Genomic DNA, 21,515 nt, shown 5'->3' on the forward strand with positions numbered 1-21,515 from the left:
GATCAGCACATCTGTCAGGCAGGTTGTCCAGCGATCAATTAGTATGCGCACAGACCGATCGAGACCCGAATCGGGTGCGCAACCTTAAGGAGGCGGTGGAAGTGAGCGTCGAACTCGAGAGCACTTCGCTGACCGACTCGCTGACCACAGCGCTACGCAAGCAGATCGTTGCCAGCGAGATCGCACCGGGCGAGAAGCTCTCGGAGATCTGGGTCGCTAACCGATTCGCCGTCGCCCGGCCCACCGCCAAGGCTGCCTTGGATCGGCTCACGAACGAAGGACTCCTGCGGCGAGGTCCGCGCCGCACCGCGGTCGTCCCTCAACTGTCTGCCGACGATGTGAGTGACCTCTACTTCGCCAGGGAGCCGATCGAATCCCGTGCCGTGATGACGCTCGCGAACCGCCGCGAGGTGCCCGGCGACGCGGATCGGTCGCTTCTGCTGATGCGGATGGCGGCAGAGCACGACCAGCACGCCGAGCACACCGAGTCCGACATCGCCTTGCATCGCGCGTTGGTCGCGGCCACTGGCAGTGCGCGGCTGCGCCGGATGCACGAGACCGTCATGGGCGAGACGCAGTTGTGCATCGCCCAGGTGCGAGCCCACGCCGGTCTCGACCTGATCGCTCTGACCGACCGGCACGCCGCCATCCTGGAGGCTATCCGCAATGGCGACCCGGACGAGGCCGTTGCCGCGCTGCTGACCGATCTGCACAGTTGCCGCGACACCCTGCTCGCCGATCTCAAGGCCGCACAGACCCAGGCTTCCAAGCTGCGAGCTTGAGCTCCGAGTGGCCGATGCAGACGGGTGACGTGTTGAAGGCCGCGATCGCGGCTCTGGGCGGTCTGCGGCGCCGCCTCGCGGCGCCGGGCGGTTCGCGGCGCCGGTCGTAGTTGCTTTGGGCAACAGAATCGCAGCCTCTCTAGAGGTCGATGACGACCTTGCCGTGCACGTGCCGGGCCGCCTGCAGGTCGACCGCCTCCCGGATTTGCTCGACCGGGAAGGTTGCCGCGATCGATACCCGGAGCCGGCCCGCGGCGACCAGGTCGGCGATGTCGGCGAGAGCGCCCGGGGTTGCGTTGGCGCCGTTCGCCGGGGTGATTCCTTCGATTTGGGCGGCGATGCTGGTGATGCGCTCGTCAGGTACGCCGAGTTCGCGTGCCGCCTGCGCCGTGTCCGTCCCGTGCAGGTCCATGGCCGCAGTGACACCAGCTGGAGCCAACGCACGGACGCGGTCGACCAGACCATCGCCGTACGCGACCGGCTCGGCGCCCAAGGCGCGCAGGGCCTCGGCCGACGCCGCCGACCCTGTCCCGATCACGCGAGCGCCGGCGAGGCGCGCGAGCTGGACGGCAAACACGCCTACCCCGCCTCCCGCGCCGCCGACGAGAACCGTGTCACCCGGGCCTGGCTTGACGACCGCCAGCGCCGCGGCCGCCGTACGACCGGCAATGGTCAAGGTGGCAGCTGTGCGGTCGTCGACGCCGTCAGGGGTGCGGTGCACTTCGCCGCCCGCCACGATGGTCCCCGCCTCGTCCACGACGATGTAGTCGGCGACCGCGCGGGACAACGCGCCGCCGAACACCCGGTCACCGACGACGAACTTGCTCACGCCGTCACCGACCTGATCCACGACCCCGGCATAGTCGGTGCCGAACCCGCGCGGCAGGCTCAAGCCGAACCGCGCGGCGGTCTCTGCATCGGAGGTCATGAACCAGTCCATGGGGTTGAGGCCGGCCGCGATGACCCGCACGCGGATCTGCCCCGAGCCGGCCTGCGGCACAGGTACCTCGCGGACGCTCAACGCCTCTGGTCCGCCGAACGACTCGAACTGGACCGCCCGGCCCGTGGGCGCCGATGTCGGGTTGCTCGGTTCCTTCACATTCGTCTCCGGGAGCGACTCGTCAAGCGTAAACGGATTATGCTCCGTTTCACCACCCAACCTAGCACAACCGGAGCGTGATCCGTTTTGGCCGCCACTGAGAGCCGTAGACCGCGGGCGGACGCGACCCGCAACCGCGAACAGCTGCTGGACGTGGCGACCCGCTTGTTCGCTTCGGCCGGGACCGAGCCGTCGATGCGCGCGATCGCCAACGAAGCGGGGGTCGGCATCGCCACGCTGTACCGGCACTTCCCCACCCGCGAGTCGCTGGTCGACGCGGTCTACCAGGACCAGGTCTCGCGGCTCACAGTCGGTGCCCACGAGCTACTCGTCCAGCTCGACCCGCCCGCGGCGCTGCGTCGCTGGATGGACCTGTTCGGGGACTGGATCGCGACCAAGAACGGGATGCTCGACACACTGCTCGCGATGGTCGAATCGGGCGAGATCGCCCATGCCCACACCCGGACCGAGCTGCTCGCCGCCATCGACAACATCCTCGAAGCCGGCCGCACGACTGGACAACTCCGCGCCGACGTCCCCGCCGAAGACATCGCTGCCGCTCTCATCGGCATCTTCACCGTTGCCAGCTCACCCGACCACTCCGCACTGGCGGCCCGCCTACTGGACCTCCTGATGGACGGACTCCGCCCTTCCCCCTGGAACCAACGGAAAGGACGAGGAGCTTCGTGAGTCAAGCGTTCTACTCGCACGCGCGGCTGTACGACCTCATGTTCCCGGGCGGCGGGCCCGCAGTCGACTTCTACCGGGCCGGCGCGAATCGGCAGGGCGGGCGCGTCCTTGAACTCGGGTGCGGCACCGGGCAGAAGCTGATCCCCATCGCGTCCGACGGGCATCCGTGCGTCGGACTGGACTTCTCGTCAGCCATGCTGGCCGAGGCTCAGCGTAAGGCGGACGAGCGCGGTGTAGTCGTGGAATGGGTGCAGGGCGACATGCGGGCCTTCGATCTCGGCCGCACCTTCGACTTTGTGTTCATCACGGCCAACTCCCTCCTGCATCTGCAGGAGGCCGAGGATCTGGTGAGCTGCTTCCGGTCGGTTCGAAGACACCTGGCACCTGGAGCACGGTTCGTCTTCGATGTCTTCAACCCGAGCGTGCGCCTACTTGCCGAAGCCGATGGCGTGCGCCGCACCCGGGAGTCGCTGTCGTTCCTGGATCCCGACCGTGGCAGCGTCAGCGTGGATGTCGCCGAGACCTACGATGCGCCCGCGCAAGTCACCCGCGGGACCTGGTACCTCTCGACGAACTCAGAGCCCGACTTTGTCGTTGCACCGCTCGAGATCAGGAGCATCTTCCCGCAGGAGCTGCCGCTGCTCGTTTCGCTCGGCGGCCTTCGGCTCGTCGAGCGTCTCGGCGACTGGTCCGGGCGACCGTTTGCCGTGGATGCAGCGCTTCAACTCTGTGTCTGCGAGTCCGCGTGAGCTGCGACCCTTCGATCGGAAGCGTCGGCTGCGATCGGTGCTGAGCGGGAGGTGGGTTGCCGCGTAATCTGGCTGGCATGCGTGGTGCGGTTGGTGAGCTGGGTTCGTTTTTGCGGGCGCAGCGGGCTCGCGTGGAGCCGGCGGCGGTTGGTTTGCCGGCTGGTGGTGATCGGCGAGTTGTGGGTCTGCGGCGGGAAGAGGTCGCCGTACTTGCGGTTGTGAGCGCGGACTACTACACGCGACTCGAGCAGGGGCGGGAACGGAATCCGTCCGCCCCGGTGCTGAACGGGATTGCGCACGCGTTGCGGCTGGATGCCGACGCGCGCGGGCACCTGTTCAGGCTCGCCGGGCTCGCGCCGACGCCGCGACTCGGGTCGGCGCGCGACCAGGTACACCCGGCCCTCCTCCAGCTGCTGGACAACTTTCCGGCCGCGGCGGCGTACGTGCTGAATCCGGCGTACGAGATCCTCGCCACGAATCGGATCGCACAAGGCCTGCTCGAGCCGTTCGGGATGACCAACATCCTGCGGATGATGTTCGAGCATCCACAGGCACGGGTGATCTTCGGCGACTGGGAGGCTGTCGTCCGGCGGGCGGTGTACGCCGTACGGTTCAACGCGGCGGCGTACCCGGACGATCCCGAGATCGCGGCGCTGGTGGCGGACCTGCTGCCGAAGTCGCCGGAGTTCCGCGCGCTGTGGGAGGACCAGACCGCGCGCGGGCTGAGCCGGGCCTACAAGATCTTCCATCACCCCGAGGTCGGCCGCGTCGAGCTGACTTATCAGACGTTCGACGTCCGCGCCGCGCCCGGCTTGCAACTGCTCGTCGGTACGGCGGAACCGGGCAGTCCGAGCGCCGAGGCGCTGGCGCGGCTCGCGTCGTCCTGAGCTTCCTGGGTGCGGCGCACCCAGGAAGTCGCGGCCTTCCTGGCAACGACGCGGGGATCGACGCTGTCTGTGTGGCCACCGGGCCATCCAGACTTTCTCAGGAGCTCAAGATGTTGAGTTATTCGACGTACGTGGCGCCCTCCAAGCCGGCCGTCTCCAACGATCTCCCGCCCGGTGAGGTACGTCGGATGTGGTCGCCTACCGCGGCGACGCTGATCTACGGCGAGCGCGATGCGATCCTGGTCGACCCGTTGATGACCCAGGCCGAGGGCGAGGATCTGGCCGGCTGGGTCGCGGCGAGCGGCAAGAACCTGACCACGATCTTCGTCACGCACGGCCACGGCGATCACTGGTTCGGCGCTGCGCCGGTTCTCGACCGATTCCCCGACGCCAAACCGGTCGCGACCGCGGCGGTCGTCGAGGGGATGAAGCAGAACCTCAGCCCGGCCTGGCTGGACGGATTCTGGCGCGACCGCTTCCCGGGGCAGTTGCCCGACCGGTTCGTCGTCGCCGAACCACTGGAAGGTGACACCTTCACGCTGGAAGGCGAGCAACTGGTCGCGATCGATCTGGGCCACACCGACACCGATGGCACGTCGGCGTTACACGTCCCGTCGATCGGCCTGGTCGTCGTCGGTGACGTCGCGTACGACGAAGTCCACCTTTACCTGGCGGAGTCGGTTGCCGGAGGCATCGACCATTGGCTGGCCGCCCTCGACGTACTCGAAGGCCTGCAACCGACCGCAGTCGTGACCGGCCACCGCCAGGCCGACGCCTCCGACGACCCTCGCTACATCGACGAAACCCGCCGCTACCTCAAAGCTTTCGCAGCGGCCGAGTCCCGGACGAACACCGCGCTCGAGCTCTACAACGCAGTACTCGAGGAGTACCCCAACCGCCTCAACCGAGGCGTCCTCTGGAACTCCACCCGGGCCGTCAAGAACAGCTGACGACCATTCCGTCGAAGACGCGACAGAATCCCTCGGGCCGCCGGTCGGCTGAACGCTTCGGCCTGCTCAGCTTCGGGGCGTGAGCGTGTTCGGTCGGCCGGCTGGGGCGGGACGCGGCGTACCGGTGTTGTGTTGTTCGGTGGAGGCCGTTCTTGGGGCTGGGCACACTGGGCCGCGGCGGATTGGGCCGCCGCCGAGTTTGCGGCTCTTCCACTGTTTTTCGTCGTAGTCGTAGTACGTGTCAACGCCACCGACGGTCATCGGTCCTCCCGACACCCCGAAGTACCCACGGCTGCTGACTGTCCAACACGCCGGTGTGTCGCAGTGTGCCACCGGACGCGCGGACCGCACTACTCCCCGCAGGCTAATAACCGGATTCCGGACTTTGCTTAGGGGGACGTCGGCATATGCGGACGGGTGTCAGGCTCAGAGGGCTTGCGCGGGCGGTGTGGCCGGCACTCGGCCGGGGTGACGGCGTCGGCGATGATTCCGGCCGCTACCTCACGGAGCTTGATGTTGCCGGTCTGGGAGACCCGTACGAGAAAGGCGAACGCACGGTCGGGGTCGAGCCGGTAGCGCTCCATCACGATGCCGACGGCTTGCCCGATCAGCTGCCGACTGCGCAGAGCTTCACTCAAGGTCTCGCCATGTCGGGCCCATCCCAGAGCGACTGCGACGAGCCGCGCGAACATCATCCCCAACTGCCGGGAATCCGTATCGATCTCATGGGCGCGGGTCGCGTAGAGGTTCAGCGCACCGCGTGCATGCGGTTCGGCATGGAACTGGAACGCCAACTGCGACCCCAGCCCGAAGGAGGCGGCCGCTTTCGGGCCGTACGCCGGCCAGCGCAGATCCGAGGCCAGATCGTCGACCTGCACCACCGGTACGCCGGTCACCGCCGCGTAGCACGGCCCCTCGCGCAGCTCGTACTGGAGCTGATCGGCTTGGATCGCAACGCGGTGAGTCGGGGCGAGGGTCTCGATCCGGCCGGTCTTGCTGGTGACCGAGATGCTGGCGTAGTCGATCCCGGGAATCGCCTCGGTGGCGCTGCGGGTGATCCGGTCCAGCGTCACCTGCAGATCGATCGGCACCAACAGCGAGGTAGCCACCTCGTTGATCACGGCGATGAGCTCCTGCATCTCCATGACAAGCACCTCCCCGCGCTGACCGAATCAGTCCCACGCGCCACCCTCAGTCTGCACCCTTTACCGCTCAAGGGCGGCCGAGGAATTGGCAGCACTTCACCAGTTCTCAGCCGGTGACCGACAGCGCCCGGCTGAGGCCGAACCCGTTGCAACCTGGTCGCACGTTCGCGCCCGGGGCGGCCCGTCAGGGTGTCAACGGAATCTTGACGAAGGGGGTTGTCGTCGTTTCGATGACATGTTATATCGGGAGTAGGTGCTGAGCACCGCACAGAACGCGAAACAGGTTCACCTGCAAGGATCCACGGGAGGTGCAGACAAAGATGTTGATCCGAACCGATCCGTTCCGTGAGCTGGACCGCCTGACCCAGCAATTCTTCGGGGGCACCAATAATCCCGGCACCTGGACGCGGCCGAATCCGATGCCGATGGACGCCTACCGCGACGGTGACCAGTACGTCGTCGCGTTCGACCTGCCCGGTGTAGCAGCCGACGCGATCGAGCTGGACGTCGAGCGGAACGTCCTGACGGTGAAGGCCGAACGGCGTCCACCGGAGGTCGGCGAAGACGTCGAGATGCAGGTGTCCGAGCGGCCGCTCGGCGTATTCTCCCGGCAGGTGCTCCTCGGCGACACCCTCGACCCCGAACGGGTCGAGGCCTCGTACGACGGCGGCGTGCTGACGCTCCGCATCCCGATCGCCGAACAGGCCAAGCCGCGCAAGATCGCTATCAGCACAGACGCAGGACACAAGCAGATCGACGCCTGACAGACCGTCGTACTGCGTTGCCGCTGCTGGTACTCCGGATCCGCCGGGATCCGCGAACGGCGCAGTGCGATCGGCGAGGCGCGCGATGAGTTGGTGAGTGCCGATGACAACGATGATTCCAGGCTCAGTCGACCAGCTCGACACGTTCTGGGACGTCGTCTGTGACGACCCGGAGATGCTGCGGGCCGAGTTCGACGACCTGATCGCCGCCTGCTGGGACGACTCACCGCCGACACCGCCGAGCCGGCCGCGACGACCGGAGCCCAAACCTCGGCCGCAGCGGTCCCCGGATCCAGCACCCGGTGGTCCCGTCACGCGTCGGCCGCTGCGAGACCTCGAGGCCAGGCAACGCGGCCCTCCGAGCTGACCAGATCCTCGACCGGACGTAGTCGGCTACGAGCGTGAACTCTGACGTGAAGGAGGTGGACGCAGCCAGACACGAGACACGCGAGCGAGCAAGACAGGGACCGGCGATGTGGTCGCTTGCGACCCGCATCTTCCCCGTGCGTCTTCAGCCACAGACGCCCTGTCCTCTTGGACGCCAAGGGGTCACGCAGCAGCCCAACTCGCGGGCGCTGCGCAGCAGGCCGCCACATCGCCCCGTCCCACCGCACCCCTTCCAGCATCCTCGGCTTCGGCCCGAACCAACCCGAGTCACTTACCGGGGGGAGCCAATGATGACCAGTTCACCAGCTGACCGTGACGCGCTCCGGGTCACCGACCTCTCCTCAGCTTCGAAGGCAGCCGCCCAGATCTCGGCAGCGACGAGACGGATCGTCGGCCGCGCAGGCCAGCAGTCCGACGAAACCTCCGCATCAGGTGCACGAAGCAGTCTCGGACCATTGCCGGCGCGGGTGAGCGTGCTGATCGGCGGAGACTGGATCAACACCACCGCCCACGCACTCCGGCAAGGCCGACGCGGCACCCAGGCACTCATCGGACACTCAGGCCGGCTGTTCTGGATCAGCCTCGATCGGGTCCGTCAAACCCAGCGCGCCGCGGAGCGCCCTGACGAACTCAGGAGGGACGAGTCATGAAGTCGCCGGGGCAAACCGATCTCTACAAGGTTCTCCAGGTAGCCGCGGACGCCGACGCGCACCAACTCGACCAGGCCTTCCGAGCACTGGCGCGTCGCCACCATCCCGACGCGCAGCACCGGGAAATCGACCAGGCGGGCGAGAACACCAGCGAGCCGCCGCTGCGCGACAGTCAATATTTCCAGGAGATTCTGGCCGCCTACGCCGTACTCCGTGACCCCGTGGCTCGCGCGGCCTACGACAACGCGAAGCGGCCCACGGCCCAAGCAACACCCGCTGCGCCCACCGCAGCCGACTCGGCTTACGCGGCGATGGACAGGTCAGCGACAGCATCGCGCGGTCCTGAGCCAGCCCTTCGGGTCGGCCCCGTTCACTGGGCACCAGCAAGGCGCCGGCAAGCCACTCGAGTCACCGATCCGCGTCCAGCCGATTAGAAAGGGAGAAGTCGCCATGAGCTTCCACGCGGACGCGGCCGCCGACCTCCTCGCCACTGCCGCACTGCCAACCCTCGACGGGCATCCCAACACCGCATCGATCGAGATGGCAGGTGTACACGCGACGCTCGCCCTGGCCGAGGCGATCAACAATGCATCCCGAACACTGGCCATCGCCGTAGCGAGACTCGAGACCCACCAAGCCAACGAAAACGTCTCCGCGCAATCAGGGGTGTAGTCGCGCGAGTCACGATCCCGACAGGTCGACGGTCTCGTTGTCGGCCGGGAACTTGTCCGGATCGCGGGCGATGGCCGCGCGGGCCGCGCCGAGCAGCCTGACGACCTTGCTGCTCGGGCCCGGACCAGTACTCCGCGGTATCGGCATGCACCTTGAGCAGAACCAGGCCGGGCGACTTCGGCCCGTCGGGGAACCAGGCCCGCAACGGCGCCGACCACAGTTCCTCGGCTTTCGCCGGGTCGATCACGACCTCGGCGGTGCCGGCTATCGAGGTCCACTCGCTCTGCTTCGGGTTCGAGAAGGACACGTTGACCTGCGGATTCGCCCCGATCTCGCCGACCTTGTCCGATTCGGCGTACGCGAAGAACCAGAGGTCACCGTCGAACTCGACCTCCTGGACGGCCATCGGGCGCGCCACGTGCTGACCGTCCGGCGTCATCGTCGTCAACATACAGATCCTCGCCCGGTCAACCAGCTCCGCGACAGTCGCTGCCGTGTCCTTGCCTTCAGTCATGGGCCTTCATTACCTTCCGCTCGAGGGTTTGCGGGCCAGATACCCGCCGCGGCCAGAACTTCACAGACGTCGGGATCGGCTGCCGTCACCTCTAACCGGCAACTAGCCGCCCAGCAACGCCGCTGCGCCACGTCCACCAGGTGGCGCAGTTCGTCGTGATCGGCCGCAGCGACGGTCGCGTCGACAGCCAGCACCACACCGGCAGTGGCTCTCTCGCAAGCGTCCAACAGCAGCTCTCGCGCCATCGCCGAAGCGGCCTCGGAGAATGACCCTTCGATCACGATGCGCACCAGCCCGGCGCCGCTCTCCAACCTGACCTCCGCGACCGGCGCGGTAGGTCGCTCCTGAGCGGATCCCCCAACCATCGTCATGTTCTCGACCTCCGTCAGGCAGCAGCACACCACTCGCTCACTGTCCGACGAGTCGAACGAACCGGTACCCATCCGACGCCCCCGGACAAACACCGGCGATTGCGCGGGTGTCAGGCGGGATACCAGGTAGACGTCCGACTCCGCGGGACGAAGACATCACAACCGGCGATGAGGGACGGCCCGTCGAGCCGCCGGACTGACCGCCACGCATCGCCGATCGTTGCCTCTGGCCCCGAAGCTGACCGAGGAGCTCGCGGGTGCTGCTACAGGGTTTCAGCGCGGGAATTAGCCCGCAAATCCACCACCTGAGGCAGCAGAGGTCCTTCCCCCAGCCCGGCGAGGCCGTGTTGCTGGAGGAAAGCCAACATGCCGTGCTCGAGGTGATCCCCGAGCCGGACGAGCCGGCGCGCGAGTTCCAGGTCACGCGACGTGCCTCGCTGAGGATGATCGATTCGCTCGAGCGCTGCCATCAACTGTCCACAAGTGGCGTGCGTGCCCAGGGGCGGATGACCGGCCCGGACGTTCGCGATGAGAGCGAGGGCGAAGGCTTCCGGGGTGATGGTTCGATTCCATTGCAGATTCTCGACGTCGACGCCGACGACGCTGCCGGCCAGATCCGCGGCCAGGAAGCGCATCAATGCGACCGTAGGCCCGTTCCACCAGGCGATCTGCCACATTTTCGTGGGGTCGTCGGACACGGGACACCAGCGTGAGCCGACCGGTACGCCGGATGCGACGGTCAACTGGTGAGCGAACCGGGCGACGAATCGGCCGTCACGCCGTAGGTGGTCGAGACGGTAGGGCGTTGTGCTCATCGAGGAGCTCCAACCAAAGAATCCGCGAACCAGGCAAAGCCACGTGTTGGACCTCGTGCTCGCGGTGAATTGCAGGCTACGCGCACGCGTCGTGCGGTTCAACCCGGCCTTGGTTCATCCCTGCGTGAGTGAGATGAGGCGTCTCGCGATCTCGCGGAGCTTCACGTTGCTGTCCTGGGACAATCTGGTCAGGAAGGCGAAGGCGCGGTCGTCGCTCAGCTGGTATCGCTCCATCACGATGCCGACCGCCGTACCGATCATGGTCCGCGTCCGTACCGCTTCACGCAGATTCCCGATCTCGCGGGCGTAGTCGATCGCCGTTGCGGCCTGATGCCGGAACAGCTCGCCCAGGGCTCCCAGATCGCTGAAGGCGCCGACGTGCTCGGAGTACAGATTGAGAGCGCCGCGCGCCTTCGGAGCGTCGAAGAGGCGGATGCCGGCCTGGGCTCGCAGGCCCGCGGCGACCGCGCTGGCGGCGTACCGGGGAAACCGGTCGTCCCGGGCCAGATCAGGCGATGCGACATGAACGGCGTCCGCAGCCGCTTCGTAGCAAGGACCTTCCCGGAGTTCGTACTGCGCTGCGTCGACGCCCCACAACAGGTCGTCCGTCGGCGCGACGGTCTCGAGCCGGCCGTCGGCGTGCAGGACCGTGATACTCGCGTAGTCCGTCTCGGGCAGCGCCTCGACCGCGGCAGTCGTGATCCGGCTGAGCGTGTGGTCGAGGTCGCCGGGCGTCAGCGTCTCCATCAGATGCTGCGCCACGGCCAGCAATCGGTCCTCGTTCACAATTCCGCCGGTACCCGATCACCGCGCCGGCACACCACTCGCACCGAGGTGACCTCCGGCGCGGGGTCGGGTGGGCTGAACTCCGGCCCACCCGACCCTGCAACGTTCCGGCTGTGGCTGATCAACTCGAGGAGCCCGCCTGCCGGACGTTGTCTGCCGAATCCTTCGCACCGTCCGCGACCTGCTGAGCGGCCGAACGCCCCTCGGCGGCCACATCGGTCGCTGCCTCGGATGCGGACTGATTGACGCTGTCGACAGACTCCTGCGCGGGTTCTCGGAGGTTGTCCTTCACCTCTTGAACCACCTGAGCGGCTTCTTCCTTCACCGGACCAGCAGCCTCCATCGCCTTGTCCTTGGATGCCTGGGCCATATCGCGTTCCCGCGTCGAGGCGGGAATCGCAGTAGCTACGACCCACCCTGCCGCGAAGGCGATCAAGCCGGCGGCCAGCGGCGTACCGCGTGTCCGCGCCAGCGCTGCGTCCGGCGCCGACCCGACGGCGCCACCGACCTTGCTCCCCGCGTCCTGGACCGTGGACAGTGCCGAACCGGCGGTATCGGTCACGGATCCGCCGACGGAGTCCGCCGACCCCATCACGTGTTCCTTCAACCGGTGGACCCCAGCGCGGGCCCGCTCGACCCGCCGGCCGACGACGCGACCGGGACTGACCTTCTCCGTCAAGGCGTCCACGTCACGGCCCACCTCGCGGCGGGTCTGCTCGATGTTGCGTTTCAGCTCTTCCGGGTCTTCAGCCATTTCGCGTCCTCCTTGAGCGATTCGACCGTCTGGTCGGGTTTCGGGTTGACCTCCTGGAGCTCCTTGCGCCCCTTCGCCGCCAGTACGACGGCCACGACCGCCCAGACGACCGCGACGATCAGCGCAGCCCAGATGAGGTCCATTGCCTTGTCCAGGGCCCACATCGCCGTGAGGGAGACGAAGAGAGCCGTCATCCAGCCGGCGAAGGCGGCGCCGCCGAGCATGCCCGCTCCCTTGCCCGCCTTCTTCGCCTCGACCTGGAGCTCAGCCTTGGCCAGCGCCAGCTCCTGACGCGTCAGTTGGCCCAGATCGCTGGTCAGCTGGGAAACCAGCTCACCGACTGATTCGTCCACCGACAGCCGGTGCATACCGCTGCCCGGCGGTACATCGCCTACAGCCATCTCAGTGCTCCGATCCCGGCGGCGGGACGAGATACTCGTCGCCGGCCACGCCACCGACCGGCCGCTCCGGCAGGCCGACGCCGCTGGGCGAACCATTGCTCATCGGCGTCTCTGTGTGGGTCGGCATCGCTGTGCGTGCCGGAGTGCCGGCGTCGCTCCACGTGTTGCTCGACCCGTTACTGCTGCCCGCTGCCAGCGCGCGCGTGAGGCGGCCCGCGACGACACCCGCTCCCACGGCCACCAGCAGGAACGTGCCCGGCTTACGCCGCGCGAACCCGCGGACCTCGTCCAGCAGCTCCCCCGGCTCGCGCTGCTGCAAGAAGTCCGCGGCCTGATCCGTGAAGGACGCACCGTGACGTGCCAGCTGAGCCCCGAGTCCCGACTGACCGTGTTCGGCCATCCCCCGCAGCTCATCGCTCACCGAGCGAAGACCGGTGGTCGCGCGCTCCTTCTGCTGATTGAACTGTCCGGCCAGCTCGTCCCGGGTCTGACCAGCCAACCGCCGGGTCTGCTCGCGGATCTCCGACGTCATGTCCGACGCCTTCTCCTTGACCGTGCCCGCAACCTGGCCGACAGCCTCGGCCGAGGTCTCCTTCAAGTTCCCGGCCTCGCCCCGGGCCACTTCGGCCACACCCTCTGCCGGCGGACTCCCCGCATCCATCCGATGATTCGTCGTATGCGACATGTGACGCTCCTTCCAGGAGCATTGACTGACTGACGTCGCGAGGGACCGGCGTGCGCGATCCGCCGTACGAAATGCACGGCAGGGAAGAACTGAGAAGGTTGCCTGCTCAGGCCGAAGGGCGCAGCATCTCTGCCTCGCAACAAGGACTTACCGAAATGGCACTCTGTCGTACCACCAACGAAACTTGCCGTCCGGTACCCGCCACCAAACACACAACCAAACAGCTCACCGCCCGCGCCTGTGAAGTCGTCTGGCGGGGCGGTGACCGTTTGTGCGGGCGGTCCCTGCGCTGCTGGTCGGAACGCTGGGACCTGGGATTCATCGGCCTCTCGAGCGACCGATGGTCCTTACCGAGTGCGGTGCCCCGACTCTCAGGTGTTACACATGTTTGACCGCGTTCGGGCGTGTCAGAGGCCGATGAGGAAGAGGGTGCCGGCGGCGAGGAGGCCGAGTTCGACGAGGAGGACGAAGAGGCGGTCGCTGATGCGGCCGACGATCTTCTTGCCGGTCCAGGCGCCGAGCAGGGTCGCGGGGGTGAGCGCAACGCCGTACAGCAGGACCTGGCGGGTGAGCAGGTCGCCGGCGCCGTACGTCGCGATCTTGGTCAGGTGCATGGTCAGCGCGCTGGCGGCTTCGGTGCCGATGTAGGCAGCGCGGGTCAGGCCGTATGCCAGGAAGAACGGTGCGGTCAGCGGGCCGACTGATCCGAGCAGTGCCGAGCCGAGGCCGGACGCTGCGCCGACCGCGGCGAAGACGGGATCCGTGGGTTTGCGCGGATGGGGCTTGAGATGCCGCCAAAGCACCACGCCGATCAAGAACACACCGAGCAGTCGTTTCAGAGGCGCGAGGGGCGCGTGGGCGAGCAGGAGTCCGCCGGCGACGGCGCAGGGCACCGCGCCGAGGGAGAACCACCCGATCAGCGGCCAACGGAGGTCGTGCCGATTGAGCCACGCCCGGGAACCGTTGCTGGACAGCTGGGTCAGCGTCAGCATCGGCACCGCTACCCGCAGGCCGAACAGCGCCGTGAAGACCGGCAGCAAGAGGACTCCGCCGCCGAATCCGGCGACCGCTGACAACGCGGCGAGTCCGAACGCGGCCGCCGAGGCGATGAGCAAGGTCGGCAAGAAATCGGTCAGCATGTCTCAGGAGGCCGCCGGGAGCCCAGCGAGGCGGCGAACGGCCGCGAGCCCGTCCGGCGATCCTGGCCAGTGCCGATCGAGCGCAGCAGGTCCGGCCCGGTGCGTGACCGACCGGAGCGCGAACGCGACGATCACCGCGTCATCGGCGTACCCGATCACTGGGATGAAGTCCGGCACCAGGTCAAAGGGCATGGCAAGGTAGGCCAACAGCAACCAGAGCCGGATCCGCACCCCGCGGGGCAGCGTCCGGTCACCTGCCAATCGACGCAGGAGCCGCACAAGGTCCGGTAGGAGCCGAAGCGCGTCCCGGATCCGCAGCTCGTCAGGCCGGACGAACCAGAGCGCCACAATCAGCGCCATCCACAACAGCAAGACGCCTGCTGCTGCACCCACCACCACCGACCACCACGTCGTCACCCGGCCCATTGTGCCCGCAGGCGCTGGTCACGCCGGGTTGGCTGCCCGGTAGGTCTGGTCGTCGACTGGTTCGAGCCAGGTGGTGGGATCGCCGTCGGCTGCTTCGAGCATGGCTATGTGGCACATGAAGGTGTCCGTCGTACCGCCGTGCCAGTGCTCTTCGCCCGGTGGGGTCCAGACCGTGTCGCCGGCGCGCATGCGGATGACCTTGCCGTCGCGGGTGCCGACGAGGCCGACTCCTTCGGTCACGTGGAGGGTCTGGCCGACGGCGTGCGAGTGCCAGTTGGTACGGGCGCCGGGCGCGAAGCGGACCAGAGCCGCGGTGAGTCTCGATGGCTCCGTCGGGGTCTTGATCGAGGTGACATAGACGTCGCCGGTGAAGGTTTGTTCGGGTGCCTTGGATGTGTTGCGAACAGGTAGCAGTTCCATTGGTCGTTCCAATCGTCGGGTCAGTCTGAAGGTCGTGCGGTACGGCGTAGACCCGCCGTTACCCCGGCTGTGAGTCGACCACCCACTGCAGCCCCTGGATACCTCCGCCCAGCTCGGTCCGGATCCGCGGGAACGCCACGTTCACGATGACCGCATCCACTGTCACCAGGAAGAACCCGAGCAGGGCAGTCAACAACGCCAAACACGGCCGTCCGCCGACGGAGGCCGCTTCCGGCTCGCGGGTTGTCGCGGGTTCGCAGATTGTCACGGCATCCAGCGAACTGCACCCGCAGGAGTGGCAACAGGCCCGGCTGTTCCAGGTAACAACAGAACCCCCCTCGCAGCCACGCCTGCGTCGTACCGTGAAACGCGCAGCGGCGGCTCAGTCCTCGGCGGCGGCAGGCTGCAGGGCGGATGCGGCCGCCCAGGAGCCGAGGAGTTTCAAGGCCTCGGCGGTGGGTGATGAGGGCTCGGCGGCGTAGATGGTGAGCGTCAGTCCGGGATCGGAGATCATGTCGACGCTCTCGTAGGCGAGCTCGAGATTGCCTACGGCCTCGTGGTGGAACGACTTGGTACCCGCTCCGTGCAGGCGGACGTTGTGCGAGCCCCAGCGCTGCCGGAACTCCGGACAGCACGTAGACAGCTCGCCCACGAGGTCGTGCATCACCTTGTCATGGGGGTCACGGCCGGCCTCGGTGCGCAGGATCGAGACACAGGTGTCGGCGGCGGTGTCCCAGTCCGGGTAGAACCGGAGCGAGTCTTCGTCAAGGAAGGTGTAGCGGGCGAAGTTCGGCTGTCGGCTGGGCTCCCGTTCGTACAGCGACGAATGCATGGCCCGGCCGAGATGGTTCGCGGCGAGCAGGTCCATACGACCGTTGCGGACGATCGCGGGACCCTCGGTAATAGTGTCGAGGACCCACTGCAGGCTCGGGCGCGGTGTCCAGCGCTTCGAGGACCGACGCGGTCGGGCCAGCCTGCCGGTCCCACTCGCTGTCTGGGCGAGATGGAACAGGTGGATCCGCTCGGCATCGTCCAACTGAAGCGCACGGGCGATGGCGTCGAGCACGGAGGCGGAGACGCCGGCCAGGGATCCGCGCTCGAGCTTTGCGTAGTACTCGACGCTGACGCCGGCCAGGGCTGCCACCTCGGCACGGCGCAGACCGGGGACCCGACGGCGACCGACCTCGGGCAGGCCGGCGGCCCGCGGGGTCACCTTCGCCCGTCGGGTCGTGAGGAACTCTCGAACCTCGACGCGGTTGTCCATGACATCCACCGTACGGCGGTCATCGGCGCTGAGGGATGTACTGCTGGTACACCTCTCAGCAGTGACTCCCTCAGCGACGCTTCCGGCGGTTGTCTGGATACATACCTGTCCAACTCTTCTTGTGGAGTGTCTGATGCGTGGAGTTGTCATGCACGCCCCCGGCGATGTTCGCGTCGAGGACGTTGCCGAGCCGCGGATCCTGAAGCCGACCGACGCGATCATCCGATTGTCGGCGACCTGCATCTGCGGGTCCGACCTGTGGCCCTACCGGGGCGCCGACGAGATCACCGAGCCGCTGCATATGGGCCACGAGTACGCCGGCATCGTCGAGGAGGTCGGGTCGGAGGTCGACTCGATCCGACCGGGGCAGTTCGTGATCGGTTCGTTCTTTGCCTCCGACAACACCTGCGAGATCTGCCGGGCGGGCTACCAATCCTCCTGTGTGCATCGCGAGATGCTCGGTACCAGCGGCGCCGCGCAAGCCCAGCGGATGCGGGTCCCGCTGGCCGATGGAACCTTGGTCGCGACACCCGGCGTACCCAGCGATGATCTCGTTCCCAGCCTCCTGGCCGCCTCCGACGTCCTTGGCACAGGCTGGTTCGGTGCGGTCGCAGCCGAAGCCGCTCCCGGCAAGACCGTCGCGGTCGTCGGTGACGGCGCGGTCGGCCTCCTCGCCGTACTGTCCGCCAAGCAACTCGGCGCGGAGCGCATCATCGCGATGAGCCGCCACGAGTCGCGACAGAAGCTCGCGCTCGACTTCGGCGCAACCGACATTGTCACCGAACGAGGCGACGCCGGAGCGGCCCGGATCAAGGAGCTCACCGACGGACTCGGCGCGCATTCGGTCGTCGAAGCGGTAGGGACGCAGGAATCGATGATGCAGGCAATCAACGCGACCCGTCCCGGGGGTCATGTCGGGTTTGTCGGCGTACTGCATGACGTCGTATTGCGGGGCGACGACATCTTCATGACCCATGTCCACGTCCACGGCGGACCTGCCCCGGTACGGCGTTTCCTGCCGGAGCTGATCGACCTGATCTGGACCGGTCAGATCGACCCGGGCAAGGTCTTCGACCTCGAACTGCCGCTCGACCAGGCAGCTGACGGCTACCGCGCCATGGACGAACGCCGCGCCATCAAGGTCCTCCTCCGCCCATGACCGATCTGTCCCTCGACCGCACCGACACGGGGGCGCCGGTACGCGCTGCAGCGCTCAGCACGGGTGTCGTGGCCACGGTGGTCTTCATCACCGCGATCGCCCCGCTGGCCACCGACATGTACGTGTCGGCGTTCCCGCAGGTCGCCCACGATCTGTCCACCGGCGCGACCCAGGTCCAACTGACCCTGACGACGTTCTTCGCCGGTATGGGCCTCGGGCAACTGATCGGCGGACCGATCTCCGACCAGCGGGGCAGGCGTCGCCTGCTCCTGCTGTCGCTCGTCGTGATGACGGCAGCGTCCGTCGCCTGCGCTGTCGCGCCTTCCATCGCGGTGATGACGATTGCCCGGCTGCTGCAGGGCTTCGGCGGCGGCTGGGCGATGGTGATCGGTCGCGCCATCATCGTCGACCTCGCCACCGGGGCACGGCTCGTCCGCGTGCTCAACGCCATCGCCGCAGTCGGCGGCATCGCCCCGATCGTCGGCCCACTCCTCGGTGCCGTGATCCTGCAGCTGTCCCATTGGCGCGTGTCGTTCTGGACGGTCGCGGTCCTGGGCACAGCGATGATGGTCGCCGTACTCCTCGCTGTTCCCGAATCTCTACCGCCTGATCGACGCCACAGCGGCGGCCTCCACGCTCTCGCCGTCGCCGCGCGGCAGGTCCTGGGCCAGCGCCGGTACGTCGGCTACCTGGTCGTCACCGGCTCGGCGATGGGCGCCCTGTTCGCGTACGTCGCCGCCTCAGCCTTCGTCCTCCAGTCGATGAACGGTATGACGCCGGTCGCCTACTCGATCGACTTCGCCGCGAACGCCGCCGGGATGACACTGGCAGCACTGGTCGCCGCCCGGCTGGCCGGGCGGGTCTCGACCCGGAAGGTCATTCTGGCCGGTCAGGTCGCCGCCTTCGCCGCAGGGATCGCGATGCTTGTCGGAGCTGTCGCGTTCGGCACGACACGCCTGCTCGCGATCAGCTCGTTCTTCGTCCTGATGACCGCACAAGGCCTGATCATCCCGAACGCCGGCGCTCTCGCCTCGGCCGAGGTGCCCGATCACCCCGGCACCGGATCGGCGCTGCTCGGCTGCGTGCAGTGGATCGCCGCCGGAGTCATCCCACCGATCGCCGGCCTGGGCGGCGCCACGACAGCAGTCCCGATGGCAGTCATCCTGGTCGCCGGAGCACTCACCTCCATGTTCGGACTGCTCGTCCTGGCGCGGGCTCTCCCTCACGCTGGTAGTCCGCCGCACCAGCAGGCCCCGTCCTGAGACGCAACCCGAGTGGTCAGCTGGTGGGTTTTCCCAGTGCTGCTCGCGAGCGGGGAGAGCTGGCAGTTTCCGGGTCGGGCGATTTGTCTTGCTGGTCGAGTTTGCGACGGTAGAAGTCGTAGGCGGCCTGCTTGCTCATGCCCAAGGCGGCGCCGACCTCGCTCCAGCTGGAGCCTTCTTCGCGGGCTTGGCGCATCATGTGCCACCGCGCCCCGGTGAGCAGCTCGACCACCCGTCGGCTTGCCCGCAGGGCCTCCAGCCCGGTCACGCCGGGCAGGTCGGCCAGCGCCTTCACCAGAACTGCCACCGGATGGCCCGCTTCCCGCTGCTGCTCGATCCCGCGTTCGTAGAGCTCTCGCTGATCGCTGATTCGCAGCACTTCGAGCAGCTCTTCCAGGCTCCTGACATCGGCCGGCTCCGAAGTTGCTGCCGTGTCATCACCCATCACGTCAAGGTAGCTTGACGTCAGCGTCCACGTCAAGCTACCTTGACGCCATGGGCCAACTCCCCTCATCCGACCCGCACCAGGACAGCGCGGCTGCTCCGATCGCCGCCGTACGGCTAGGGCCAGGACAGTTCTTGCTCGCCGTCGACGACCTGCGGCACGGCACCGCGTTCTCGATCGACGATCGCACCTTCACGGTCGTCTCCGAGCCGTGTGCGCTGACGAAGCTGAACTACCTGGTGACCGTTCGCGAGACCGCCGGGCCGGACCGCGGCCGGCAGTTACGCGTGCAGGTGCGGCTCGGTCGGCAATCGCGCGGCTCGGTCAGGAGCCGGCCTGGAGCAGCCCCCGGCACGACCCGGGCCGGAACCCCCGCCGAGAGGTCGCGGACACACGCCCGGAGGAGCCTGGTATGAGCATCATCGATCTGGCCGGCAGTGCGGGGGCGGAGCAATTCGCCCAACTCGCCCTCGACCTGCACGACTCCGGCGGGGTCGACGAGACCGTGCAGGCAGTCGTCGACTTCGCATTGCAGGCCCTGGCCTGTTCGCATGCCGGTGTCGCGCTGATCGTCGGCGGTGGCAGGCTGGAGATTCCGGCGACCACCGACCCGGTGGTCGCCGAGATCTACGCATTGCAGATCGGCGGCGGTACAGGTCCGCTGGCGGTGTCGATGCGAGAGCACACGATCGTTCGGGTCCGCGACACCACCACGGACGACCGCTGGCCGGAGTGGGCCGGCAAGGTCCTCGAGCTCGGCGTACGCAGCGTCCTGGACGTCCCGCTGGTCACCACCGCGGCCGGCACCGTCGGGGTGCTCGGTCTCTACAGCACGCGGCCGGACGCCTTCGGTGCCGACGAAGAAGCCATCGCCCACATCCTCGCCCGCCACGCCTCAGTCGCCGTCGCCAGCGCACGCCATGAAGTCAACCTCGCCCAGGCCGTCGACGCCCGCAAACTCGTCGGCCAGGCGATGGGCATCCTGATGGAGCGCTACAACCTCGACGGCGACAGGGCGTTCGAAGTACTGCGCCGGTATTCCCAGGACACCAACACCAAGCTGCGCGACGTCGCCCAGCAGCTGATCGAAACCCGGAAATTGCCCCACTGATCCTCGCTGTCAGCGCTTGGCGAGTGCAGTGAGAAGCATTTCCAGGGCGGCCAGGGTGGCGTGTTCGACGACCTCGGACGGGTCGCCCTCAAACCTGTGCTGATCCACGACCTCGCCGTCGGACGAGCTGAGCGCGACATAGACGGTCCCGGGCCGGTGACCCTCCTCGGGATCCGGTCCGCCCACTCCGGTGACTGCGACGACAACGTCTGCGCCGAGCAGATCAGCGCAGCCTTTGGCCATCTGTACGGCGCAGCGCGCGTTCACCACTGGTCCGGGATCGACGTTCAGCACGCGGAACTTGGTCTCGGCCGCATACGCGACGACCCCACCGGCGAACCAGACACTCGAATCCGCAGCGGCGCCGAGCTGTGCGGCGATCGCCCCGCTGGTCAGCGATTCCGCAACGGCAACGCTCAGCCCGTGCGCAAGCGCCGTACCACCGATGCGCTCCGCGATCTCGCCGGCGATGCCGGCGCGGTCCCCGTCAGTCATGTCCCCAGTCATGTCTCCTCACCCGGCCTCGCGGTCGGGTGAGGAGATGGTTGCCGGCTCAGAGGTCGGCTTCGCTCTCGACCTTCTTCTTCAGCTGATCTTTGGACAGCCCCGCCGTACCGGAAATGTCCGCGTTCTTCGCCTGCTGGACGAGTTGCTCGCGCGTCATGTCGCCCGGCTGTTCACCGAGGTGTTGCTTGCGGCTCGCGGCGAACGCCTCGCCGAGCTGCGCGCGCCGTTCGTCGGACAGGTTCGACCGCATCCCCGGCAGCACCTTGGTCTCCTCCTCCTCGACGTGGTGGGACACAGCGTCGATGAGGTTCTGCAGAGCCTTGTCGAACGCCTCCGAGGTCGGGTCGGTCTCGGCGAGCTTGGCCAGGAGCTGGTCGGCCTCGATGTGCTCCTGCTGGCTGTGCGAGACCTCGTCCTTCTCACCGGCTTCCTCGGCCGCAACGGGATAGACCTCCGCCTCCTCCGCCCGACTGTGAGCGGTGAGCAGGGTGGTGAGCACCGGCAACAGGTTCGGTCGCTTCTCCGGGTTGTCCTTCAACTCGTCGAACAAGCGCTCGACCTCACGGTGGTCCTGCATGATCAGGTCGACAACATCCGCAGCCATATTGAGTCCTCCCGAATCGAATTGCCTTGATTCGCCGGTACCCCGGAGCATGCAATTGTTGCCTCGGGCGTCAAAGT

The 21,515-nt window shown here is 67.5% G+C and carries 31 protein-coding genes and 1 pseudogene; 14 read left to right on the plus strand and 18 right to left on the minus strand.

The window, feature by feature from the left end; all coding sequences use genetic code 11:
* Window positions 1–101: 101 nt before the first annotated feature.
* On the plus strand, window positions 102–782 hold the full coding sequence (locus EV653_RS16575) for a GntR family transcriptional regulator (protein ID WP_134104392.1): 681 nt from the start codon (window positions 102–104) through the stop codon (window positions 780–782).
* A 139-nt stretch (window positions 783–921) separates the two neighbouring features.
* On the opposite strand, the gene EV653_RS16580 is transcribed toward EV653_RS16575, so the two are convergent.
* The gene (locus tag EV653_RS16580; RefSeq protein WP_134104394.1) at window positions 922–1,881 is read right to left on the minus strand and encodes an NADP-dependent oxidoreductase; all 960 of its coding nucleotides are present in this window, start codon (window positions 1,879–1,881) and stop codon (window positions 922–924) included.
* Between the two features lie 87 nt (window positions 1,882–1,968).
* Here EV653_RS16580 and EV653_RS16585 point away from each other — a divergent pair, with 87 nt between their 5' ends.
* The 4 genes from EV653_RS16585 to EV653_RS16600 all read left to right on the plus strand — a co-directional run bounded on the left by EV653_RS16585 (window position 1,969) and on the right by EV653_RS16600 (window position 5,157).
* Window positions 1,969–2,571, plus strand: coding sequence for a TetR/AcrR family transcriptional regulator (locus EV653_RS16585; protein ID WP_134104396.1), 603 nt, complete (start codon window positions 1,969–1,971; stop codon window positions 2,569–2,571).
* Window positions 2,568–3,320 carry a class I SAM-dependent methyltransferase gene (locus tag EV653_RS16590; RefSeq protein WP_134104398.1) on the plus strand — a complete coding sequence of 251 codons (753 nt, stop codon included), beginning with the start codon at window positions 2,568–2,570 and terminating at the stop codon, window positions 3,318–3,320. The genes EV653_RS16585 and EV653_RS16590 overlap by 4 nt, the downstream gene beginning before the upstream one ends.
* Window positions 3,321–3,397: 77 nt before the next feature.
* Window positions 3,398–4,207 (plus strand): helix-turn-helix domain-containing protein, encoded by an 810-nt coding sequence (locus EV653_RS16595; RefSeq protein WP_134104400.1) that lies wholly within the window; start codon window positions 3,398–3,400, stop codon window positions 4,205–4,207.
* A gap of 110 nt (window positions 4,208–4,317) precedes the next feature.
* Window positions 4,318–5,157, plus strand: coding sequence for an MBL fold metallo-hydrolase (locus tag EV653_RS16600; RefSeq protein ID WP_202871706.1), 840 nt, complete (start codon window positions 4,318–4,320; stop codon window positions 5,155–5,157).
* Window positions 5,158–5,546: 389 nt separating this feature from the next.
* On the opposite strand, the gene EV653_RS16610 is transcribed toward EV653_RS16600, so the two are convergent.
* A complete protein-coding gene (locus EV653_RS16610) occupies window positions 5,547–6,302 on the minus strand; it encodes a GAF and ANTAR domain-containing protein (RefSeq protein ID WP_134104404.1) in 756 nt (251 codons plus the stop codon).
* A 320-nt stretch (window positions 6,303–6,622) separates the two neighbouring features.
* On the opposite strand from EV653_RS16610, the gene EV653_RS16615 reads away from it, so the two are divergent.
* The 5 genes from EV653_RS16615 to EV653_RS16635 all read left to right on the plus strand — a co-directional run bounded on the left by EV653_RS16615 (window position 6,623) and on the right by EV653_RS16635 (window position 8,775).
* Window positions 6,623–7,066, plus strand: coding sequence for an Hsp20/alpha crystallin family protein (locus tag EV653_RS16615; protein ID WP_134104406.1), 444 nt, complete (start codon window positions 6,623–6,625; stop codon window positions 7,064–7,066).
* Window positions 7,067–7,169: 103 nt separating this feature from the next.
* Window positions 7,170–7,433 (plus strand): hypothetical protein, encoded by a 264-nt coding sequence (locus EV653_RS16620; protein ID WP_134104408.1) that lies wholly within the window; start codon window positions 7,170–7,172, stop codon window positions 7,431–7,433.
* A 310-nt stretch (window positions 7,434–7,743) separates the two neighbouring features.
* Window positions 7,744–8,103, plus strand: a complete 360-nt coding sequence (locus tag EV653_RS16625) for a hypothetical protein (RefSeq protein ID WP_134104410.1) — start codon at window positions 7,744–7,746, stop codon at window positions 8,101–8,103.
* The gene (locus tag EV653_RS16630) at window positions 8,100–8,537 is read left to right on the plus strand and encodes a J domain-containing protein (RefSeq protein WP_134104412.1); all 438 of its coding nucleotides are present in this window, start codon (window positions 8,100–8,102) and stop codon (window positions 8,535–8,537) included. Before EV653_RS16625 ends, EV653_RS16630 begins: the two co-directional genes overlap by 4 nt.
* Before the next feature lie 16 nt (window positions 8,538–8,553).
* Window positions 8,554–8,775: a hypothetical protein gene (locus EV653_RS16635; protein ID WP_134104414.1), complete on the plus strand. Its 222-nt coding sequence runs from the start codon at window positions 8,554–8,556 to the stop codon at window positions 8,773–8,775.
* 9 nt (window positions 8,776–8,784) lie between these two features.
* On the opposite strand, the gene EV653_RS42140 is transcribed toward EV653_RS16635, so the two are convergent.
* From EV653_RS42140 to EV653_RS16695, 13 genes and pseudogenes are all read right to left on the minus strand, one after another.
* Complete coding sequence (locus tag EV653_RS42140; RefSeq protein WP_238159843.1) at window positions 8,785–8,922, minus strand: hypothetical protein; 138 nt, start codon at window positions 8,920–8,922, stop codon at window positions 8,785–8,787.
* A 25-nt stretch (window positions 8,923–8,947) separates the two neighbouring features.
* Window positions 8,948–9,289 (minus strand): annotated as a pseudogene (locus tag EV653_RS42720) (pyridoxamine 5'-phosphate oxidase family protein); the annotation flags it as partial.
* Window positions 9,286–9,732 carry a hypothetical protein gene (locus tag EV653_RS16645; RefSeq protein WP_134104417.1) on the minus strand — a complete coding sequence of 149 codons (447 nt, stop codon included), beginning with the start codon at window positions 9,730–9,732 and terminating at the stop codon, window positions 9,286–9,288. The pseudogene EV653_RS42720 and the gene EV653_RS16645, both read right to left, overlap by 4 nt.
* A 191-nt stretch (window positions 9,733–9,923) precedes the next feature.
* Window positions 9,924–10,358 (minus strand): hypothetical protein, encoded by a 435-nt coding sequence (locus tag EV653_RS16650; RefSeq protein ID WP_134104419.1) that lies wholly within the window; start codon window positions 10,356–10,358, stop codon window positions 9,924–9,926.
* 231 nt (window positions 10,359–10,589) lie between these two features.
* Window positions 10,590–11,261 (minus strand): GAF and ANTAR domain-containing protein, encoded by a 672-nt coding sequence (locus EV653_RS16655; protein ID WP_134104421.1) that lies wholly within the window; start codon window positions 11,259–11,261, stop codon window positions 10,590–10,592.
* 121 nt (window positions 11,262–11,382) lie between these two features.
* Window positions 11,383–12,015 (minus strand): DUF3618 domain-containing protein, encoded by a 633-nt coding sequence (locus EV653_RS16660; RefSeq protein WP_134104423.1) that lies wholly within the window; start codon window positions 12,013–12,015, stop codon window positions 11,383–11,385.
* Window positions 11,991–12,416 (minus strand): phage holin family protein, encoded by a 426-nt coding sequence (locus EV653_RS16665; RefSeq protein WP_134104425.1) that lies wholly within the window; start codon window positions 12,414–12,416, stop codon window positions 11,991–11,993. Before EV653_RS16665 ends, EV653_RS16660 begins: the two co-directional genes overlap by 25 nt.
* A gap of 1 nt (window position 12,417) precedes the next feature.
* Window positions 12,418–13,101 (minus strand): hypothetical protein, encoded by a 684-nt coding sequence (locus tag EV653_RS16670; RefSeq protein WP_134104427.1) that lies wholly within the window; start codon window positions 13,099–13,101, stop codon window positions 12,418–12,420.
* 407 nt (window positions 13,102–13,508) lie between these two features.
* On the minus strand, window positions 13,509–14,240 hold the full coding sequence (locus tag EV653_RS16675) for a sulfite exporter TauE/SafE family protein (RefSeq protein WP_134104429.1): 732 nt from the start codon (window positions 14,238–14,240) through the stop codon (window positions 13,509–13,511).
* Window positions 14,241–14,243: 3 nt separating this feature from the next.
* Window positions 14,244–14,657, minus strand: coding sequence for a YkvA family protein (locus tag EV653_RS16680; RefSeq protein WP_238159846.1), 414 nt, complete (start codon window positions 14,655–14,657; stop codon window positions 14,244–14,246).
* Window positions 14,658–14,684: 27 nt separating this feature from the next.
* The gene (locus EV653_RS16685; protein WP_134104433.1) at window positions 14,685–15,086 is read right to left on the minus strand and encodes a (R)-mandelonitrile lyase; all 402 of its coding nucleotides are present in this window, start codon (window positions 15,084–15,086) and stop codon (window positions 14,685–14,687) included.
* A 58-nt stretch (window positions 15,087–15,144) separates the two neighbouring features.
* Entirely contained in the window at window positions 15,145–15,354 is a 210-nt protein-coding gene (locus tag EV653_RS41705) for a hypothetical protein (RefSeq protein WP_134104435.1), read from the minus strand.
* 114 nt (window positions 15,355–15,468) lie between these two features.
* Window positions 15,469–16,350: a helix-turn-helix domain-containing protein gene (locus EV653_RS16695; protein WP_134104437.1), complete on the minus strand. Its 882-nt coding sequence runs from the start codon at window positions 16,348–16,350 to the stop codon at window positions 15,469–15,471.
* A gap of 133 nt (window positions 16,351–16,483) precedes the next feature.
* Between EV653_RS16695 and EV653_RS16700 the strand changes: the two genes are divergently transcribed.
* Window positions 16,484–17,509, plus strand: coding sequence for a zinc-dependent alcohol dehydrogenase family protein (locus EV653_RS16700; RefSeq protein ID WP_134104439.1), 1,026 nt, complete (start codon window positions 16,484–16,486; stop codon window positions 17,507–17,509).
* Window positions 17,506–18,771: a multidrug effflux MFS transporter gene (locus EV653_RS16705; RefSeq protein WP_134104440.1), complete on the plus strand. Its 1,266-nt coding sequence runs from the start codon at window positions 17,506–17,508 to the stop codon at window positions 18,769–18,771. Before EV653_RS16700 ends, EV653_RS16705 begins: the two co-directional genes overlap by 4 nt.
* A gap of 16 nt (window positions 18,772–18,787) precedes the next feature.
* Here EV653_RS16705 and EV653_RS16710 read toward each other — a convergent pair whose 3' ends face one another.
* A complete protein-coding gene (locus EV653_RS16710; protein ID WP_134104442.1) occupies window positions 18,788–19,216 on the minus strand; it encodes a hypothetical protein in 429 nt (142 codons plus the stop codon).
* 50 nt (window positions 19,217–19,266) lie between these two features.
* On the opposite strand from EV653_RS16710, the gene EV653_RS16715 reads away from it, so the two are divergent.
* Together EV653_RS16715 and EV653_RS16720 are read left to right on the plus strand one after the other, a co-directional pair.
* Entirely contained in the window at window positions 19,267–19,632 is a 366-nt protein-coding gene (locus EV653_RS16715) for a hypothetical protein (protein WP_134104445.1), read from the plus strand.
* Window positions 19,629–20,327, plus strand: coding sequence for a GAF and ANTAR domain-containing protein (locus EV653_RS16720; RefSeq protein WP_134104447.1), 699 nt, complete (start codon window positions 19,629–19,631; stop codon window positions 20,325–20,327). The genes EV653_RS16715 and EV653_RS16720 overlap by 4 nt, the downstream gene beginning before the upstream one ends.
* Before the next feature lie 9 nt (window positions 20,328–20,336).
* Here EV653_RS16720 and EV653_RS16725 read toward each other — a convergent pair whose 3' ends face one another.
* Window positions 20,337–20,822, minus strand: a complete 486-nt coding sequence (locus EV653_RS16725; protein WP_202871708.1) for a CinA family protein — start codon at window positions 20,820–20,822, stop codon at window positions 20,337–20,339.
* 58 nt (window positions 20,823–20,880) lie between these two features.
* Window positions 20,881–21,438 (minus strand): hemerythrin domain-containing protein, encoded by a 558-nt coding sequence (locus EV653_RS16730; protein ID WP_134104451.1) that lies wholly within the window; start codon window positions 21,436–21,438, stop codon window positions 20,881–20,883.
* Window positions 21,439–21,515 lie beyond the last annotated feature (77 nt).

The sequence above is a fragment of the Kribbella pratensis genome, assembly GCF_004365355.1.
Classification (GTDB): Bacteria; Actinomycetota; Actinomycetes; order Propionibacteriales; family Kribbellaceae; genus Kribbella.